General features: G+C 69.0%; 13 protein-coding genes. 6 read left to right on the forward strand and 7 right to left on the reverse strand.

The window, feature by feature from the left end; all coding sequences use genetic code 11:
- Window positions 1–11 precede the first annotated feature (11 nt).
- A complete protein-coding gene (locus ACWV14_RS12190; RefSeq protein WP_422085921.1) occupies window positions 12–926 on the forward strand; it encodes a LysR family transcriptional regulator in 915 nt (304 codons plus the stop codon).
- Window positions 927–975: 49 nt separating this feature from the next.
- The gene (locus ACWV14_RS12195) at window positions 976–1,737 is read left to right on the forward strand and encodes an SDR family NAD(P)-dependent oxidoreductase (protein WP_454908857.1); all 762 of its coding nucleotides are present in this window, start codon (window positions 976–978) and stop codon (window positions 1,735–1,737) included.
- A gap of 16 nt (window positions 1,738–1,753) precedes the next feature.
- Here ACWV14_RS12195 and ACWV14_RS12200 read toward each other — a convergent pair whose 3' ends face one another.
- Window positions 1,754–2,764: a CbrC family protein gene (locus ACWV14_RS12200; protein WP_454908858.1), complete on the reverse strand. Its 1,011-nt coding sequence runs from the start codon at window positions 2,762–2,764 to the stop codon at window positions 1,754–1,756.
- A 229-nt stretch (window positions 2,765–2,993) separates the two neighbouring features.
- Between ACWV14_RS12200 and ACWV14_RS12205 the strand changes: the two genes are divergently transcribed.
- A complete protein-coding gene (locus ACWV14_RS12205; protein WP_454908859.1) occupies window positions 2,994–3,815 on the forward strand; it encodes a hypothetical protein in 822 nt (273 codons plus the stop codon).
- A complete protein-coding gene (locus ACWV14_RS12210; protein WP_454908860.1) occupies window positions 3,812–4,819 on the forward strand; it encodes a hypothetical protein in 1,008 nt (335 codons plus the stop codon). The genes ACWV14_RS12205 and ACWV14_RS12210 overlap by 4 nt, the downstream gene beginning before the upstream one ends.
- Here ACWV14_RS12210 and ACWV14_RS12215 read toward each other — a convergent pair.
- The 6 genes from ACWV14_RS12215 to ACWV14_RS12240 all read right to left on the reverse strand — a co-directional run bounded on the left by ACWV14_RS12215 (window position 4,791) and on the right by ACWV14_RS12240 (window position 14,129).
- Window positions 4,791–5,372 carry a nucleotidyltransferase family protein gene (locus ACWV14_RS12215; RefSeq protein WP_454908861.1) on the reverse strand — a complete coding sequence of 194 codons (582 nt, stop codon included), beginning with the start codon at window positions 5,370–5,372 and terminating at the stop codon, window positions 4,791–4,793. The two genes, ACWV14_RS12210 and ACWV14_RS12215, sit on opposite strands and share 29 nt — an antisense overlap.
- A gap of 5 nt (window positions 5,373–5,377) precedes the next feature.
- Window positions 5,378–5,836: a RidA family protein gene (locus tag ACWV14_RS12220; protein WP_056591047.1), complete on the reverse strand. Its 459-nt coding sequence runs from the start codon at window positions 5,834–5,836 to the stop codon at window positions 5,378–5,380.
- Complete coding sequence (locus tag ACWV14_RS12225) at window positions 5,833–6,801, reverse strand: transglutaminase family protein (protein WP_454908862.1); 969 nt, start codon at window positions 6,799–6,801, stop codon at window positions 5,833–5,835. The genes ACWV14_RS12220 and ACWV14_RS12225 overlap by 4 nt, the downstream gene beginning before the upstream one ends.
- Window positions 6,802–6,835: 34 nt before the next feature.
- Window positions 6,836–7,660: a basic amino acid ABC transporter substrate-binding protein gene (locus ACWV14_RS12230; protein WP_454908863.1), complete on the reverse strand. Its 825-nt coding sequence runs from the start codon at window positions 7,658–7,660 to the stop codon at window positions 6,836–6,838.
- A gap of 123 nt (window positions 7,661–7,783) precedes the next feature.
- A complete protein-coding gene (locus ACWV14_RS12235; protein ID WP_454908864.1) occupies window positions 7,784–10,531 on the reverse strand; it encodes a circularly permuted type 2 ATP-grasp protein in 2,748 nt (915 codons plus the stop codon).
- Between the two features lie 64 nt (window positions 10,532–10,595).
- Window positions 10,596–14,129 (reverse strand): transglutaminase family protein, encoded by a 3,534-nt coding sequence (locus ACWV14_RS12240; protein ID WP_454908865.1) that lies wholly within the window; start codon window positions 14,127–14,129, stop codon window positions 10,596–10,598.
- A gap of 140 nt (window positions 14,130–14,269) precedes the next feature.
- Between ACWV14_RS12240 and ACWV14_RS12245 the strand changes: the two genes are divergently transcribed.
- The gene (locus tag ACWV14_RS12245) at window positions 14,270–16,744 is read left to right on the forward strand and encodes a DNA internalization-related competence protein ComEC/Rec2 (protein WP_454908866.1); all 2,475 of its coding nucleotides are present in this window, start codon (window positions 14,270–14,272) and stop codon (window positions 16,742–16,744) included.
- A gap of 143 nt (window positions 16,745–16,887) precedes the next feature.
- Window positions 16,888–17,736 carry an oxepin-CoA hydrolase, alternative type gene (locus ACWV14_RS12250; protein WP_454908867.1) on the forward strand — a complete coding sequence of 283 codons (849 nt, stop codon included), beginning with the start codon at window positions 16,888–16,890 and terminating at the stop codon, window positions 17,734–17,736.
- The last annotated feature ends 71 nt before the right edge of the window (window positions 17,737–17,807 follow it).

The following is a 17,807-nucleotide window of genomic DNA, read 5'->3' on the forward strand; positions in this document are numbered from 1 at the left end:
AGGGCCGGCTGATGCACGCCAGCATTCTCAAATACTTCATCGAAGTGGCGAGCTGCGGCTCGGTGCGCAAGGCCTCGGAGCGGCTGTTCGTTGCGGCCAGCGCGGTCAACCGGCAGATCCACAAGCTGGAGGACGAACTGGGCGTCGAGCTGTTCGACCGCATGCCCAACGGCCTGCGCCTGAATGCGGCCGGCGAGCGCCTGCTCAAGCACGCGCAGGAAACGCTGCACCAGTACCAGGTGATGCGCACCGAACTCGACGCGCTCAAGGGCGAGCGCACCGGCCACGTGAAGGTGGCGGCCATGGATTCGTTCTTCGAGGAGCTGCTGCCTTCGGCGGTGGAAGACTTCCTGCAGGTGTTCCCGGCCGTCACGTACACCATCACCGCGGTGCAGCCGATGGACGTGGCGCAGATGGTGATGTCGGGCCAGGTCGACGTGGGCATGACCTTCGTGAGCCGGCTGCCGGGCGGTGTGGCCGCGGTGGCGCTGGCCAACCTGCCCATCGGGGTGGTGATGCCGCCCGGCCATCCGCTGGCCAACCATGCGCGCGTGTCGCTGAAGGAATGCGCGCGCTATCCGTTCCTGCGCTCGAGTTCGCACCCGGTCATCAGCGCCGCGCTGTCGCCCGAGTTCGCCGCGTTCTGGGACGACATGGAGCCGGCCGCCACCTGCAATTCCACGCCCATGCTCAAGCGGCTGATCATGGCCGGCAAGGGCATCTCGTGCTTCTCGAAGATCGCATTCATCGAAGACCTGAAGCGCGGCGATCTGATCTGGCGGCCCTTCGAGCTGCCGGCGCTCGACCAGCTGCAGGTCGGCATCGTGGTGCCGTCGCAGCGGGTGCTGCCGCACGTGACGCAGAACTTCGTCGGCCGCATGGCGCGCCGGCTGACCCAGCTGGAGATCGCAGCCGCCGCCGTGTGAACGCGGGTGGTGGGCGCGCCCACTTTTCAACCCAAGGAGACACGACGACATGAACGATCTGAAGGACAAGGCGGTACTGGTCACGGGCGCGAGCACGGGCATAGGCGCGGCGGTGGCGCGCGCGCTGGGGCAGGCCGGCGCGCGGGTGGCGGTTCACTACCGGGGCAGCGCCGACGAGGCCCGCAATGTGGCGCGCGACATCGAGGCCGGCGGCGGCCGCGCGCTGCTGGTGCAGGCCGACGTGACCGACACCGCCGCCGTCGACCGCATGGCGAAGACGGTGCATGCCGAGTTCGGCCGCATCGACGTGCTGGTCAACAACGCGGGCGGCTTCGTGAAGCGCTCGCCCATCGTCGATGCGGACGACGACTACATCGACGCGGTGTTCCGCCTCAACGCGCGCTCCGTGGTGGCGGTGAGCCGCCGCGTGATTCCGCTGATGGCCGCCGGTGGCGGCGGCGCGATCATCAACGTGACCACGCAGGCCGCGCGCACCGGCGGCGGGCCGGGCGCGGGGCTCTACGCGGCGTGCAAGGGCTTCGTGTCGACCATCACGCGCACCATGGCCAAGGAACTGGTGAAGGAGAAGATCCGCGTCAACGCGGTGGCGCCGGGCGTGATCGAGACGCCTTTTCACGACGGGCATTCGAGCCCCGAGGTGCTGAAGAACTTTGCCAATGCCATTCCCATGGGGCGGCTGGGCACGGCTCAAGAGTGCGTCGGCGCCTTCCTGTTTCTTGCGAGCGAGGCGGCCAGCAGCTACGTGACCGGGCAGGTCATCGAGGTCAACGGCGGGCAGGTGATGCCCTGATGGCCGTGCGCGCCGCTCAGCTCAGGTCGACGTAGCCGCCGACCTTGCCGCAGTGCAGGCAGCCGAAGACGAACACCGCGAAGCTGCGCTCGCGCGAGGGCGTGTCGAGCAGCCATTGCCAGCCTTCGCCGGCATCGAGGTGCGCGTCGTCGCAGGTCTCGCGCATGAAGTCGCCGGCCGGCTCCGACGCGAGCAGCGCGCGGTTGACATGCTCGATCTCGCCGAGGAAGCGGCCGGCGTCGTTGCAGTGCGCCCACCATCGCTCCTGCTGCCAGCCGAAGAAGCTGGGCGTGCGTTGCGACACTTCTTCGATGATGCGCATGGGCAGTTCGACCTCGCCCATGCCCACGCCGGCAGCGTCGTTGAATTCGCCGTCGAACTTCGCGGCGGCCGAGCCGTCGGCGATGCACCAAGGGCAGAAGTGAGATTCGTCGCCGATGGCGTAGAAGCTGCCGCCGTAGATGTAGCCGGTGGCCTGGCCGCAGCACTGGCAGGTTTCGCCGGACGTGCGCATCACGCCCGATTCGAACGGATCGGCGTAGTAGCGGAAGACGGGTAGCGCACGCGCGGGGTCGGGCTGCACGGCCTCAGGCACGCGGGCCTGGTCGATGGCCGCCTGCAGGTCGCTGGCATACGGCGCGGACCATTCGCCGGTGTGCACGTCGAACAGCAGGACGTCTTCGGCGATGGTGCCGCTCGCCGGGTCGCGGCGCACGAAGAGCTGGCGGTACATCGAGTAGTCGTGCGCAATGCTGATGCCGTCGCGCGGAAAGCGCGCGTCCTGCAGCGCGAGCCGTGTGTAGTGAAGAACATCTTCGGCGGTGCGCTTCATCTGCTTGCGGTCGCTGCTGTCGAAGACCGGATGCAGCTGCCACTCGGCATCGCGTTTGCGGGGATCGCCGAAGCTGCCGCCGTTGGATGCCGCATAGCGGCTTCGCAGGATCGGGGGCAGGGCGGCGCCCAGCTTTTCTTCGAGCGCGCGCAATGCGCTTTCGGGGGCGGGTGGGGGCGGAGTGTGTCGATTCATGGCGAGGAATGAAGGACCGGGTTGCAGTATGCCGAACACCGTGCGGCCCCTCGAACGCCTTCTAGAATCGTCGACGCTTTTCCTCTTGCGGCTGCTCGCAGCCCGCCCGGAGCGCAACGCTCCTTCTTTTCTTTTTTCCTTGATGCCTTTCAGATTCCGACTCGCTCTTTCCTCCTTTTTTCTTACCCTGTCCGCTGCCACCGTCTGCGCCGCATCCACGCCTCAGCTCGTGCTCGCCCCCGAATCCGAGCGGGCGCCGCAAACGTCCCAGGTTCCCGCGCTCGACCGCGCCGTGACCGATTTCGCCGGCCTTGCTTCCGGCTCGTACTACTGGCCTGAAGGCCTGCTGGCAGAACAGCTGATCGCCGGACTGGCATCGCGGCGCCATCGGCAGCAGCAGGCGTTGCCGGGCGGCAAGCGTCTGCTGTCGTCGTACCGCTTGCCCAACGGCGGCAGCGAGCGCTCGGCCCTGCTGGTGGACGACAGCAGCGGCGAAGTGCTCGCCGCCGCGCTCGCGCACCGCGAATGCGGTGTGAAGTCGTCGTCCACCGGTTGCCGCGACGACCAGCATGCGGTGCTGTCGATCTTCCTGCGCCCCGGCATCGATCGCGCACAGGCGCAGCCGCTGGTCGAATGGAGCCGCACGGTGCCCAAGGAAGACCTGGACTCCGGCAAGGAAGAGAAGTTCGAGAAGACCGAGTACACGACCATGGACGCCGCGCACACCAAGGCCCCGCCGGTCGCGCGACCGAAGGGCTTTTCGGCGATCGTGCCGCTGTACCCGAGGGCTGTGCTGCACTACACCGGCCAGGACGCCCTGAGCGACGCGAAGGCCAGGCGCGTGCTGCGCCTGCAGACCGTCGACACCGTGGAGCAGGTGCTCGCCTTCTACAAGAAGCTGTCGCCGCCGCTCGAGGGCATGCAGTCGGAAGCGGACGAGCGCTGGGGCTACGTGCTCGGCAGCCTCAAGGGCACTGCCTTCTCCGTCAACGCCAAGGTGCCGCGCGACATGCCGGCGATCACCAACATCGAAATCGAGATCGCCGAATGAGCGCATTGTTTCCAAAGAAGACCCTGGCGTCGCTGCTGCTCGCCTGTGCGCTCGGCGCCCGGGCGGTGCACGCGGCGCCCGTCACGACCGAGTTGCCTCCGCCCCGGCTGAAGCTCAGCGAACAACCGAAGATCCGCAGCGCCGTGATTGCCATGGTCGGCTATGCGCGCGGCAGCTATACCGATGGCGACAGGCTCATCGCGGCGCAGGTGCTGGACGGCATGCGCTCGCGCTTCGACGTCACGCGCACCGTGTGGCCCGACGGGCGCACGGTGATCGCTTCGGTGAGCGGCGAAGGCCACGGCGAGGAACGCTCCGCGCTGCTGCTCGACGGCGAAGGGCGCTTGCTGGCGATCGGGCTGGTCAATGGCCACTGCCGCGACTCCACCAAGCGCGACGAGCCCAAGGTGTGCAACCCCGACCCGCAGGCCGTGCTGACGATCTTCCATCCCGCCGACGCCAAGCCCTCGGATGCCGAACCGCTGATTGCATGGGCCAAAACGCTGCCTTCGTACCACGCGCTGATGGCCGAGAGCGATGACCCCGCTGAAGCAGCGGCTGCGCAGAAGATCGCGACCGTCGAATACATCGCGGGCCAGCCGACGGCGCCGGGCTGGCGCGATGCGCAGCTGCCGGCGGGCTTTCCGGCCTCGCTGAAGCCGCTGCTCGTGCAGACAGGGGAAGTGAACAGCACCGCCAGCGCCGGCAAGATCGTGATACCCAAGGGGCTGGCCGGCATGCCGATGTACACCGATCGCGAGAACGCCGAGCTCAAGGGCGCCCGCTGGCCCGATGCCGAAGTGACGCTGCGCAGCTACGCGGCATTCGACGACCTGGTCGCCACCTACCGCGAACTGGCCAAGGGCGCGAGCCTGGAAGCCGGCAACAGCGAGCGCGAGGCCGTGTTCAGCGGCACCGACGGCGCCGGCCGCTACACCGTGCGGCTGCGCGATGCGAAGGAAACCGGCGTGTTCATCACGGTGTCGAGCTGGAAGCGCAAGTAGCGATGCGCAGCCAGGGCCAGCGCGACTGGTAGTCGCGCGCCTTCACGCCGAACATCTCCGGCATCGGCAGCAGCGGATTCATGCGCAGGATTCCGGCGGCCAGGTCATCGAGCCCGTCGGGCGCGTAGAGCGAGCCGTCGGCCAGGTCGATGCCCACGCGGGTGCAGGCGATGAGGTAGCGGTCGATGCCGTCGCGCGTCGAGGCCAGGCGCGGATAGGGCGCCTTGAAGCGTTGTTCGTACCAGAGGTGCACACGCGCCTGGTTCTTGACCTCGACGGTCGCGCCCAGGTCGGCGACCGCTTCGTGCACGCGGCGGATGACGGCGTCTTCAGCCTCCCACGACAGGTCGCTGTCGTCGAAGTAGAAGACGTCGTAGTCCTTCACGCCCCAGCCCGGCGGCCGGCCGGCCGTGTGGTTCCAAGTGGCCTGGAACAGGCAGCCGGCGGTGAGGAAGCCTTGCGTGAGACCGAGGTCTGGGAGGCGTTTTGCCAGCGCCGCGTTGACGGGGTCCTGCATCGCCTGCGCGATGAGGTCGTCGGGCGTCAGCGCCAAGGCGATCAGCCGACTTCGGCGATCAGCTCGATTTCCACGCAGGCGCCCATCGGCACTTGCGCCACGCCGAAGGCGCTGCGTGCATGCGCGCCCTTTTCGGGGCCGAAGACTTCGGCGAAGAACTCGCTCGCGCCGTTGGTCACGAGATGCTGTTCGGTGAAGGTGCCGACCGAGTTCACGAGGCTCATCACCTTGACGATGCGCTTGACCTTGTTCAGGTCGCCCACGGCGGCGTGCAGCGTGCCCAGCAGGTCGATGGCGATGGCGCGTGCGGCCTGCTTGCCTTCTTCGGTGCTGATGTTGGCGCCCAGCTGCCCGGCCCAGACCTTGCCGTCCTTCTTGGCGATGTGGCCCGAGAGGAACACGAGGTTGCCGGTCTGCACGAAGGGCACGTAGGCGGCGGCGGGGGCGGCGACCGGGGGCAGGGTGATACCGAGGCTGGAAAGTTTGTCGTAAACGCTCATGGAGACTCCTTGTCTTGGGATTGCGATTGTGTCTGTGTTTGCGGAACCGCCTCGAGCACTTCCCCCACCGGCTGCACGGTCACGCCGACCCGCAGCGTGTGCCTTGCGCCGCCATGGAGTACGCCGCGCATCGGCGACACGTCGGAGTAGTCGCGGCCGATGGCCAGCGTGACGTAGTCCTCGCCGGGCTGGCGGCCGTTGGTGGGGTCGAAGTCGGCCCAGCCGCCGGGGCTGTTGCCGCCGTCTTCGCTCTTGCCGGGCAGGTACACCGACACCCACGCATGCGACGCATCGGCGCCCACCAGCCGGGGCTGGCCGGGTGGCGGCTGCGTGAGCAGGTAGCCGCTCACGTAGCGCGCCGGCAGGCCCATGGTGCGGAAGCACGCGATCATGATGTGGGCGAAGTCCTGGCACACGCCCTTGCGCTGCGCGAGGGCCTCGACGGCGGGTGTGTTGATCTCGGTGCTGTCGGCGTCGTAGGCGAAGTCTTCGTACATGCGCACGGTGAGGTCCATCGCCACGTCGAAGGCGGGACGGCCGGGCGCGAAGCTGGCGCGCGCGTAGGCGGTGAAGTCGTCGTGCCGCGGCACGTAGGGCGACGGAAAAACGAACTCCGAGGCGGCGTCGAAGGTGGCGTCCTTGCGGAAGCGGAAACGCTCGCGCACCGCCTCCCAGGGCAGCTCGCGCGCAATGGCCGGCGAGAGCATGGGCATCGAGGTCTCGACCACGCTCTCGGCGGTGACGACCAGCTTGTCGTGCGTGGCCTCTAGCGCGAAGAAAGCGCGGGTGTTGCCGTAGAGGTCGGGCATTTCGCTGCGCTGCGCGGGCGGCGGATCGATGGAGAGCTTGTGGCTCACCAGGCGCTGCGAATCGGTGGCCACCGGCTTCAGGTGGGCCAGGTGCTGTGCCGTCTCGACAGGCGGTGAGTATTCGTAGCGGGTTTCGTGCGTGACGTGCAGCAGCATGGCGTTGGCCCCGGCTCGTTGGCTACTTGCCCGCTTACTTCGACTCGGCGCCGAAGTGCGAGGCGTAGATCTTGGCGTAGGTGCCGTCGGTGCGAATTGCCTCGAGGCCCTGGTTGATCCTGGCGAGCAACTCGGCGTTGCCCTTCTTCACGGCAATGCCGTACTTCTCGACCGGAAAGCTTGCGTCGCTCACCGTCTTGAAGCCGCCCGCCGTGTTGTTCGCGAGGTAGTGCACGACCACGCCGTTGTCGGCCACCACGGCTTGCACGCCGCCGGCTTCCAGCTCCTTCAGCGCGAGCGGGGTCGACTCGAAGCGCTTGATGGCGGTGCTCGACTTGCCGAGCAGCTTGCCGACGACTTCGTCGCCGGTGGTGCCGTTCTGCACGCCGACCTTCAGGCTCTTGATGTCCTCGAACCTGGCCACGGGCGAATCGCTCTTGACGGCGATCAGCTGCTTGGCGTCGAAGTACGGCTGCGAGAAGTCCATCGTCTGGCGGCGCTCGTCGGTGATGGTGATGGCCGACACCAGCAGGTCGCGGTCGCCCTGGTCGAGCGCATTGAAGATGCCTTCCCACGGCGTGTTGACGAACTTGACTTCGATGCCGGCCTTCTGCGCGACGGCCTTCACCACGTCGATGTCGAAGCCCACGATGTCGCCCTTGTCGTTCTGCGATTCGAAGGGCGTGTAGGCGGCGTCGGTGCCGACCACGAGCACGCGGGCGGCGGCCGGCGGAGGCGGCGCGCTGGCCGAAGCGGCGGGCGCGGCGGCTTCTTGCTTGCCGCAGCCCGCAATGGCCAGGGCTGCGAGCAGCGCGGCGGTGGTGAGTGCGAAGCGGCGGTTGATGATGTTGCTGGGCATGGAGGTCTCCTGGGATTTATCGGGAAACGCCGCGGAACCGGCTTTGCCGGGCCGCAGGCGTTGCCCTCGGTGAGAGGGAGTGCGAAGCGACACGAAGTGCGCGAAGCATGGGGGAGAGCCAGTTCACGCGCCAACGGAGCGCAGGGATTCGGATGTAAGCGTGAAGTAGCGTGTGCCGATCGCGTCGGACACGTGGTACGCGGCCGACTCGCAGTTGGCGAGCAGTTCGGCCAGGGCCGGGTAGTTGGCGTCCGGGCCGGCGGCGCAGAGGTGTTCGAGCGTCCAGGCGGCCGGGTCGGGCAGCTCGTACGACAGCGCCGTGAGCTTGCCCGGCGCGCTGCCGGCCAGCCGCGCGATGCGTCCGCGCAGCGTCTGCGTGACCCAGGCGAGCGAGCGCGGGTTCTCGGCGTCGAGCACCAGAAGGTCGACCATGGTGGCGACGTCGCGGCGCTGCTGGTAGCGCGCATGGAAGGTGATGGTGCTGTCGAACAGCGCCACCATTGCCTCGAAGCCGCTCACCTCGTGCACCGCGCCGTTCTCGAAGCCGGCCTGCAGCGCGTTCGACAAAAAGCCCAGGCGCTCGATGTGGCGGCCGATCGACAGCAGCCGCCAGGCGTCGTCGCGGGTCATGCGGTCGGTCTGCGCGCCGGTCATGGCGGCCAGCGCGGTGCTGGCGGATTCGAGCGCGCGCAGCGCGGCGCTGGAGGCAAAGCTGCCTTCGCCGGCCTGCTCGGCGGCGCGGCGCAGGAATTCGGTCTCGGCGCGAACGATCTGGTTCCAGTTGTCCTGCGACAGCCGCTCGCGCACGGCGGCCGCGGCCTGCCGGATGCATCGCAGGCTGAAGCCCACGCTGCCGCCGCGGTCGACGTCGCCCAGCTCGGCGATCAGCGCGCGCTCGAACACGCGGCGCGACTTCGGCGCGCTGGGCGCCTCGGCCGGCACCAGCGCATTGCGCAGCGCCACGCGGTGCAGCCAATCGAGCAGCGGGCGCGACGACTGGTCTTCGCCGCCCAGCAGGTTGAGCGTGAGGCGCGCCAGGCGCACCGCGTTCTCGGCGCGCTCTGTGTAGCGGCCGAGCCAGAACATGTTCTCGGCGGCGCGGCTGGTGACGGGCGCGCGGTGCCGTGCCAGCGATGCCGGCGTGGCATGCGGCTGCAGCAGCGTGGTGCGGTCGACTTCGCCATGCGTTTGCACCCACACGTCGGCGCTGCTGCCGCCGCGCTGCATGGAGGCGATCTGCGCGTCGGGCCCCGCGAGCCGGGCCAGGCCGCCGGGCAGCACGCGCCACGACTGCGCGCCGTCGCTCACCGCGAACACGCGCAGCATCACCGCGCGCGGCGCGATGTGGCCCGGACCCATGTCGTTGGCCCAGGTCGGCATCTGCGACAGCGGCTGGTAGCCCTGCACGGTGTGGACGTCGCCCTCGCGCACGATGCGGCCGGCCCATTCGTCGAGCTCACGCCGGCCGAGCTGGCTGCCGAGCACCGCGTCGAAGCTGGCGCGGCCGTCGAAACCGGGGTAGGTGGGCTTGATGGCGCAGTCGGCCAGTTGCGGCAGCACGGCTTCGAGCGCGGCGCGCTCGCCGCACCACCAGGTGGGCAGCGCGGGCAGCTTGAGCTTCTCGCCGATCAGGCGGCGCGCCAGCCCCGGCAGGAAGCCGAGCAGCGCCGGCGATTCCAGGAAGGCCGAGCCCGGCATGTTGGCCACCAGCACGTTGCCCGCGCGAATGGCCTGCAGCAGGCCGGGCACGCCGAGCGTGGAGTCGGGCCGCAGCTCCAGCGGGTCGAGGAACTGGTCGTCCAGCCGCTTGATGAGGCCGTGCACAGGGCGCAGGCCCTGCAGCGTCTTGAGGTAGAGCCGCTGGTCGCGCACGGTGAGGTCGCTGCCCTCGACCAGCGTGATGCCCAGGTAGCGCGCGAGGTAGGCGTGCTCGAAGTAGGTCTCGTTGTACGGGCCGGGCGTGAGCAGCGCGATGTGCGGCGGCACACCGGCCGGGCACATGCGCTGCAGGCCTTCCATCATGGCGCTGTAGGTGGCGGCCAGGCGCTGCACCTGCAGCGCCTCGAAGGCCTGCGGAAACTGCCGCGTGATGGCCAGCCGGTTTTCCAGCAGGTATCCCAGGCCCGAGGGCGCCTGGGTACGCTGCGACACCACCCACCAGTTGCCGTCGGGGCCGCGCGCGAGGTCGAAGGCCGCGATGTGCAGCCAGGTGTCGCCCGGCGGCTTCACGCCGTGCAGGGCGCGCAGGTAGCCGGGGTGGCCGCGCACCAGCGCCGGGGGAATGAGCCCCTCGGCCAGCAGCTGCTGCGGGCCGTAGACGTCGGCCATCACCCGGTCGAGCACCCGCACGCGCTGCAGCACGCCGGCCTCGATCTGGCTCCAGCTCTCGGGCGAGACGATCAGCGGGAACAGGTCGAGCGACCAGGGGCGCTGCGGGCCGTTGGCGTCGGCGTACACGTTGTAGGTGACGCCGTTGTCGCGGATCTGCCGCTCCAGGCTGACGGCGCGCCGGGGCAGGTCGTTGAAGCCGCCCGGGCCGAGCTGTTCGAAGAAGTCGTGCCAGGCGGGCGTGAGCGGCGGTTGCTCGCCGGAAGGCTCCGGGGGCAGGGACTGCGTTTGGGACTGCGACTGCGACTGCGACTGCGAAGGCGCCAGCCGCTGCTCCGCCGTGGCGTCGTACAGCAGCGGGGCTTGCGGAGCCGCGGCAGGGGTGCTCGTGCCCGCCCCCGGGCGCGGGGTCGCGACCGGAGTGGCCTGCCCGCGCAGCTCGTCGAAGTGTCCGGGCTGGGCGGCCGGGGCGAGCGCCGACGCCAGGGCCGCTGGAAATTCCAGTGCCTGGGCGCCGAACAGGGATTCGTTCAAGGGTTCCACAGGAGGGGGATTGTCACACCGCCGTCACGGCCTGGCCGCTTCGGCAGTGTGGTAGGCATCCCCTTCAGCGCCGCAGGTCGAGCGTGAACGGGAACTCGCGGCTGCCCGGCAGCTCGATGGTGGCCGGCGGCGTGCGCATGAGGCCGGGCGTATGGCCGGTGCGCGTGAAGCGCGAATGGCGGCGGCTCTCGGCCTCGTAGGCGTTGACGGGGAAGGTGTCGTAGTTGCGGCCACCCGGATGGGCGACGAAATACTGGCAGCCGCCCAGCGAACGCTTCATCCAGGTGTCGACCAGGTCGAAGGTGAGCGGGGCATGGGCCTTGATGCTGGGGTGCAGCGCCGAAGGCGGATTCCATGCCTTGTAGCGCACGCCGGCCACGAATTCGCCCGTCACGCCCGTGGGCTGCAGCGGCAGCACCTTGCCGTTGACGGTGACGACGTGGCGGCTTTCGTTCAGCCCGGTCACGCGCACCTCGATGCGCTCCAGCGAAGAATCGACATAGCGCACCGTGCCGCCGGCCGAGCCTTCCTCGCCCATCACGTGCCAGGGCTCCAGCGCGTTGCGCAGCGACAGCTCCACGCCCATGGCCTGCATCTGGCCCACCAGCGGGAAGCGGAACTCGAAATGCGGCGCGAACCAGTCGGGGTCGAAGGCGAAGCCGGCCTGGCGCATTTCGCTGATGACGTCGTCGAAGTCCATCTTGACGAAGGTCGGCAGCAGGAAGCGGTCGTGCAGTTCGGTGCCCCAGCGGGTGACGGGGGCCTTGTAGGGCTCGTCCCAGAAGCGGGCCACCAGCGCGCGAATGAGCAGCTGCTGCGCGATGCTCATGCGCGCGTGCGGCGGCATCTCGAACGCGCGCAGCTCCAGCAGGCCGAGGCGGCCGGTGCTGGAGTCGGGCGAATACAGCTTGTCGATGCAGAACTCGCTGCGGTGCGTGTTGCCCGACACGTCGATCAGGATGTTGCGCAGCGTGCGGTCGACCAGCCATGCGGGCATGTTCTGGCCGTAGATCTCGCGGTTCCTGGCGATTTCCTTCAGGGCAATTTCGAGTTCGTAGACCTGGTCGTTGCGGGCTTCGTCCACGCGCGGAGCCTGGCTGGTCGGGCCGATGAACATGCCCGAGAACAGATAGCTCAGCGACGGATGGTTGTGCCAATACAGCAGCAGGCTGGCCAGCAGCTCGGGCCGGCGCAGGAAGGGGCTGTCGGCCGGCGTGGCGCCGCCCATCACGAAGTGGTTGCCGCCGCCGGTGCCGGTGTGGCGGCCGTCGGTCATGAACTTCTCGGCCGACAGGCGGGTTTCGAACGCGGCGTTGTAGAGGAACTCGGTGTGGGCGACCAGTTCCTTCCAGTTGTGGGCCGGATGGATGTTGACTTCGATCACGCCCGGGTCGGGCGTGACGGCCAGCATCTTCAGGCGCGGGTCGCGTGGCGGCGGATAGCCTTCCATCACGATGCGCATGCCCAGGTCGCGCGCGGTGGCTTCCACCGCGGCGACGAGGTCGAGGTAGTCCTCCAGGCGCGCGAGCGGGGGCATGAAGACGTAGAGCACGCCCGAGGCGCTGCCCTTCTTCTCGGCCGTGGGGCCGTTGGCGCGGCGCGGGTCGCGCACTTCGACGCACAGCGCGGTGCGCGTGACCCAATGGGCGGATTCGCCGCGCAGCGGCTGGCGGGTGGTGGTGGATTCGCTGATGGAGTCCTCGGCTGCTGCGGTATCGCCGCTCGCTGCATCGCCGTTGGCCGCATCGCCGGGGCTTTGCATGCGCAGCGATGCGGGCACCACGGGCGGCGTGCCGAAGGTGTAGGGCACGTCACCGAGGCCGGCGGCACCGGCCCCGGCACCAGCGGCTGCGCCTGTGCTGTAGCGCGCACGGTAATCGGCCGCGCTCGGCAGTGCGCCGCGCGGCGCGGTCGGGTCGCGCTCGATCAGGTAGGGGTAGTCGCCCTTGCTGGCCCACGGCTGCGAGTCGAGCGGCAGGCGGTAGCCCATGGGCGAATCGCCGGGAATCAGGTAGAGGCGGTCGTCGCGCAGGAACCAGGGGCCGGTCTTCCAGGCCGGGCCGGCCAGCGCAGGGGCGTCGCCGTTCGCATTGCCGGGCTCGATGGGCAGCATGTAGCCGATCACCGCGTCGAGCTTCTGCGTGAACACGCGGCGCAGGCGCACGCGTTCGAGTTCGTCGTCGAGCTTCGAGTCGAAGGGATCGACGTTCACCGGCAGGCGGCGTTCGCGCCAGAGGTAGTAGTAGATGTCTTCGTAGCCGGGCTGTATGTAGCGCTCGGTCAGGCCGAGCTTGTGCGCCAGCACGGTGGTGAAGCGGCGTGCGTCTTCGCTGGTGTAGTGGGTGGGAAAGCGCTCGTCGGCGAACAGCTCGGGGTCGTGCCACAGCGTCTGGCCGTCGGCGCGCCAGAAGATCGACAGCGCCCAGCGCGGCAGCTGCTCGCCCGGATACCACTTGCCCTGGCCGAAATGCAGGAAGCCGCCCTTGCCGTACTCGGCGCGCAGCTTGTGCACGAGCTCGGTGGCGTAGCCGCGCTTGGTGGGGCCGAGGGCGTCGGTGTTCCACTCGGGCGCGTCGCGGTCGCTGGTGGCCACGTAGGTCGGCTCGCCGCCCATGGTGAGGCGCACGTCACCGGCCTTCAGGCGCGCATCGACCGCGTCGCCGAGGGTCAGCACCTCGGCCCATTGCTCTTCGGTATAGGGCTTGGTGACGCGCGGCGATTCGTAGATGCGCGTGACCTTCATCTCATGGCCGAACTCGACCTCCGATTCGTCCACGCCGCCCTCGATGGGCGCCGCGCTCGATGGCGTGGGCGTGCAGGCCAGCGGAATGTGGCCCTCGCCGGCCAGCAGGCCCGAGGTGGCGTCGAGGCCGATCCATCCGGCGCCCGGCAGGAACACCTCGCACCAGGCGTGCAGGTCGGTGAAGTCGACCGTGGTGCCGCTCGGGCCGTCGAGCGCCTTCACGTCGGGCGTGAGCTGGATCAGGTAGCCCGAGACGAAACGCGCGGCCAGCCCGCAGTGGCGCAGCAGCTGCACCAGCAGCCAGCCCGAGTCGCGGCAGGAGCCGCTGCCGTTGGCCAGCGTTTCTTCCGGCGTCTGCACGCCGGGCTCCATGCGGATCAGGTAGTTGACGTCTTGCTGCACCTGCTGGTTGATGCCGACCAGGAAGTCGATGGTGCGCTGTTCCTTGCGCTCGACCTTGTCGAGGTAGGCCTCCAGCAGCGGCGTGACCGGGTCGGCCACGAGGTAGGGCGCGAGTTCCTCGGCCTGCGAGGCCGTGTACTTGAAGGGGAAGTTCTCCGCCTGAGGCTCCAGGAAGAAGTCGAAGGGGTTGTAGACCGCCATTTCGACCACGAGGTCGACAGTGACCTTGAACTCGCGTGTCTTCTCGGGGAACACGAGCCGCGCCTGGTAGTTGGCGAACGGGTCCTGCATCCAGTTGACGAAGTGCTCCGCGGGTTCGACCCGCAGCGAATACGAGATGACGTTGCTGCGGCAATGCGGCGCGGGACGCAAGCGCACGACCTGAGGGCCCAACTGCACCAGGCGGTCGTATTTGTAGTGGGTGACGTGGTGGAGAGCGGCGTGAATAGACATGCGTTTTTGTGTGCAGTACTGGCAGATTGCATCGGAAAGATGTCTCTGGTGAGACGCATACTAGCCGAGATGCTTAGCAATTAACGCGCCACTGAGCGTGAGTCGGGGAGGGTTTGCATCATGTGTCCGGACGTTCTTTCATGACGCGATTTCACGCGTCGGGCAATGCCGTGGGCGGGTCGCGAGGCTTCGCCGCATTGGGCGGATCGCTGCTGGGCGCGGCCCTGCAGTTGAGGCAGCCGTCGCTCTGGCCCGCATGGGTCTATGCCGTTTTGCTGCTGGTGGCCGTGGCGGGTCTCTGGCGATGGCGCCGGCCTTTTTTCATCGAACGGCGCATGCCGGCCATGGTGCTTGCCCTGCTGTGCGGAGCCCTGGCCGGGGCGGGGCTGGCGGGTTGGCGTGCCGTGGTCCATGCGGACGGCGCGCTGGCACCGGCGCTCGAAGGGCGCGACCTCGTGGTCACGGGAGTCGTCGCGGAGATGCCGCAACGCAACGAAGCCGGAACGCGGTTTCGCCTCGACGTGGAATCCGCGCGCTGGGCCGATGCGTCTGTCGACGAGCCATTGGTGGTTCCAGACCGCATCGCCCTCGGCTGGTATGCGGAGAACACGGGCCTGTGGGGCCGCTCTTCCGGAGGCAAGGCCGCATCCGCCAGCCCGATAGGTCCCTTGCATGCCGGCGAGCGATGGCAGCTTGCCGTGCGCCTCAAGGCGCCGCATGGCAACGTCAACCCCTTCGGCTTCGATGGCGAGCTGTGGGCGTGGGAGCAGGGCATCCAGGCCAGCGGCTATGTGCGGACCGGCGCGCGGGATGCCGCGCCGAAGCGCATCGCCGTCACCTGGCTGCATCCGGTCGAGCGTGCGCGCGAAGCCGTGCGCGACGCGATTTTCGAGCGGGTGCCCGACCGCGCGCGAGCCGGGGTGATCGCGGCGCTGGTGACGGGCGACCAGCAGGCCATCGACCGCGCGGACTGGGATGTGTTCCGGGCCACCGGCGTGGCGCACCTCATGTCGATCTCCGGTCTTCACGTCACGATGTTCGCCTGGCTGGCGGCGCATGTCGTTGGCTGGCTGTGGCGGCGCTGCCCGCGTTTGATGCTGGGCCTGCCCGCACAGCAGGCCGCGCTGGTCGGCGGCGTGCTGCTGGCCGGGCTCTACGCGCTTTTCAGCGGTTGGGGCGTGCCGTCGCAGCGCACGGTGTGGATGCTCGCGACGGTCGCGCTGCTGCGGCTCACCGGGCGGCGCTGGCCGTGGCCGCATGTGTGGCTGCTGACCGCGGCGGTGGTGGTGGCGCTTGACCCATGGGCGCTGATGCAGGCCGGCTTCTGGCTCAGCTTCGTGGCGGTGGGCGTGCTGTTCGCCACTGATGCGTCGGTGCCCGGCGAGCCGCGCGCGCGGGCTTCGGCGCGGCTGCTGGGTTTCTTTCGTGAGCAATGGGTCATCACGCTGGCGCTCGCGCCGCTGAGCCTGCTGCTGTTCCAGCAGGTGTCGCTGGTCGGGCTGCTGGCCAACGCGGTCGCGATCCCGTGGGTCACGCTGGTCGTCACGCCGCTGGCCATGCTGGGCGTGGCCATCGCTCCTTTGTGGGACGCGGCTGCGTGGGCGGTGCATGCGCTTTCGGTGCTGCTGCAATGGTGCGCCGGCTTGCCGCTCGCCACGCTGTCGATGGCTGCGCCGCCCGTGTGGATGGCCGCCTGCGGCGTGGTTGGCGGCGCATTGCTCGCGATGCGCTTGCCGTGGTCGCTGCGCGCGCTCGGCCTGCCATTCCTGCTGCCGGTGCTGCTGTGGCAGGCGCCGCGTCCCGCCGCGGGAGAGTTCGAATTGCTGGCCGCCGACATCGGGCAGGGCAACGCGGTACTGGTTCGCACCGCCACGCACAGCCTGCTGTACGACACCGGCCCGCGCTACAGCCTCGAAAGCGATGCCGGCCACCGCGTGCTCGTGCCGCTGCTGCGCGCTCATGGCGAACGCCTCGACATGCTGCTGCTGAGCCATCGCGATACCGACCACACGGGTGGGGCGCAGGCGGTGCTCGCGATGCAGCCGCAAGCGGAGTTGCGGAGTTCGATAGAGGCCGCGCATCCGCTGCAGGCCTCGCACCCGGCTCAGCGCTGCGAGGCCGGGCAGCGCTGGCGCTGGGACGGTGTGGACTTCGAGGTGCTGCACCCCGTGGCGGACGACTACCAGGCCTTCACCATCAAGCCCAATTCCGTGTCCTGTGTGCTGCGCATCGGCAACGGCCGTGCCGCCGCGCTGCTGGTGGGCGATGTCGAGCGGATGCAGGAGTCCGCGCTGATCGCGCGCACGCCGGATTTGCGTGCCGACGTGCTGCTCGTGCCCCATCACGGCAGCAAGACCTCGTCGAGCGAAACATTCCTCGATGCCGTGCAGCCGCGCATTGCATTGGTCCAGGCGGGCTATCGCAACCGTTTCGGCCACCCGGCGCCCGAGGTGGCGGCGCGGTACGCGGCACACGGAGTGCGGCTGGTCGATAGCCCCCGCTGCGGCGCCGCCCACTGGCGCAGCACGCAGCCCGCCGATGTCGCCTGCGAGCGCGAGCGCCAAGCGCACTACTGGCGGCATCGCCTGCCCGCGCGCGCCGAAATCGTGAATTAATTGTCAAATTAGACAAAAAGCACTCTTCTGTCGGATCGCGCCAACGGCCGCCCGATGCGTTGTATGGTCCTGACACAACGAAAAGGGGATGCCATGCACGATCGCAGCAGTTTCCGGTGGGGCCGGTTTTCCCGGCCTGCGCCATGACGACCGCCGTCCCGACCATCACCAGCGCGAGCGCGACGGCCACGTCCGGCCCGCGGCTCAAGACGCACCGCGAGGGTCCGGTGCTGGTGCTGACCCTCAGCAACCCGGCCGCGCGCAACGCGGTCAACCCGTCGGTCTACCGTGCGGCGGCCAAGGCGCTTCGGGCCACCTCCGGCTTTCGCACGGTGCGCGCCATCGTGCTGTGCGGGGAGGGCGAGCACTTCAGCGGCGGCGGCGACCTGCGGCGGCTGGCGCGGCAGCGCAAGTTGCCCGAGGCCGAGCAGCACGGCCACCTGGAGGCGCTTCATGAATGGATCATGGCGATCCAGGAAGCGCCCCAGCCCATCATCGCGGCGGTCGAGGGGGCGGCCGTGGCGGGCGGTTTTTCGCTGTGCCTGGCCTGCGACCTCATCGTGGCGGCGGAAGATGCCAGGTTCGCCATGTCTTACGTCAACCTGGGACTCACGCCCGACGGCGGCGGCTCCGATTCGCTGGTGCGTTCCCTGCCGCCGCAGGCCGCCCTGGAATTGCTGCTCGACGGCAAGCCGTGCAGCGCGAAGCGGCTGCACGACTGGGGCGTGGTCAACAAGGTGGTGCCGCACGGCAGTGCCTGCTCCACGGCGCTCGAATGGGCGCAGGAGCTTTCCCGCGGGCCGTTCGAGGTGCAGGCGCGCATCAAGCAGCTCGTGTATTCGGCCCGGGGCCGCAGCCGGCGGGAACAGCTCGACGCCGAGCGCGAATCTTCCGTCGCCAGCCTCTACAGCGACGAGAGCGGGGAGCGCATCAAGGAATTCCTTTCGCCGCGCAAGAAGCAGCAGCCGCCGGCCGAAAGCACGGTGCGGTAGCCAGGAAAAAAGAGCTTCGACCCGTCTCCGGCCGCCGCATAAGGGGTTCTACTGGCCTCGAACTTGCTAAG

The organism is Variovorax durovernensis (assembly GCF_977011995.1).

Excerpts from the sequence above, each read along its gene's own strand:
- ACWV14_RS12210 (WP_454908860.1), top strand. The coding sequence starts at position 3,812 with ATGAGCGCATTGTTTCCAAAGAAGACCCTGGCGTCGCTGCTGCTCGCC.
- ACWV14_RS12230 (WP_454908863.1), bottom strand. The coding sequence starts at position 7,660 with ATGCCCAGCAACATCATCAACCGCCGCTTCGCACTCACCACCGCCGCG.
- ACWV14_RS12195 (WP_454908857.1), top strand. The coding sequence starts at position 976 with ATGAACGATCTGAAGGACAAGGCGGTACTGGTCACGGGCGCGAGCACG.
- ACWV14_RS12190 (WP_422085921.1), top strand. The coding sequence starts at position 12 with ATGCACGCCAGCATTCTCAAATACTTCATCGAAGTGGCGAGCTGCGGC.
- ACWV14_RS12245 (WP_454908866.1), top strand. The coding sequence starts at position 14,270 with ATGACGCGATTTCACGCGTCGGGCAATGCCGTGGGCGGGTCGCGAGGC.
- ACWV14_RS12225 (WP_454908862.1), bottom strand. The coding sequence starts at position 6,801 with ATGCTGCTGCACGTCACGCACGAAACCCGCTACGAATACTCACCGCCT.
- ACWV14_RS12220 (WP_056591047.1), bottom strand. The coding sequence starts at position 5,836 with ATGAGCGTTTACGACAAACTTTCCAGCCTCGGTATCACCCTGCCCCCG.
- ACWV14_RS12250 (WP_454908867.1), top strand. The coding sequence starts at position 16,888 with ATGACGACCGCCGTCCCGACCATCACCAGCGCGAGCGCGACGGCCACG.
- ACWV14_RS12200 (WP_454908858.1), bottom strand. The coding sequence starts at position 2,764 with ATGAATCGACACACTCCGCCCCCACCCGCCCCCGAAAGCGCATTGCGC.
- ACWV14_RS12240 (WP_454908865.1), bottom strand. The coding sequence starts at position 14,129 with ATGTCTATTCACGCCGCTCTCCACCACGTCACCCACTACAAATACGAC.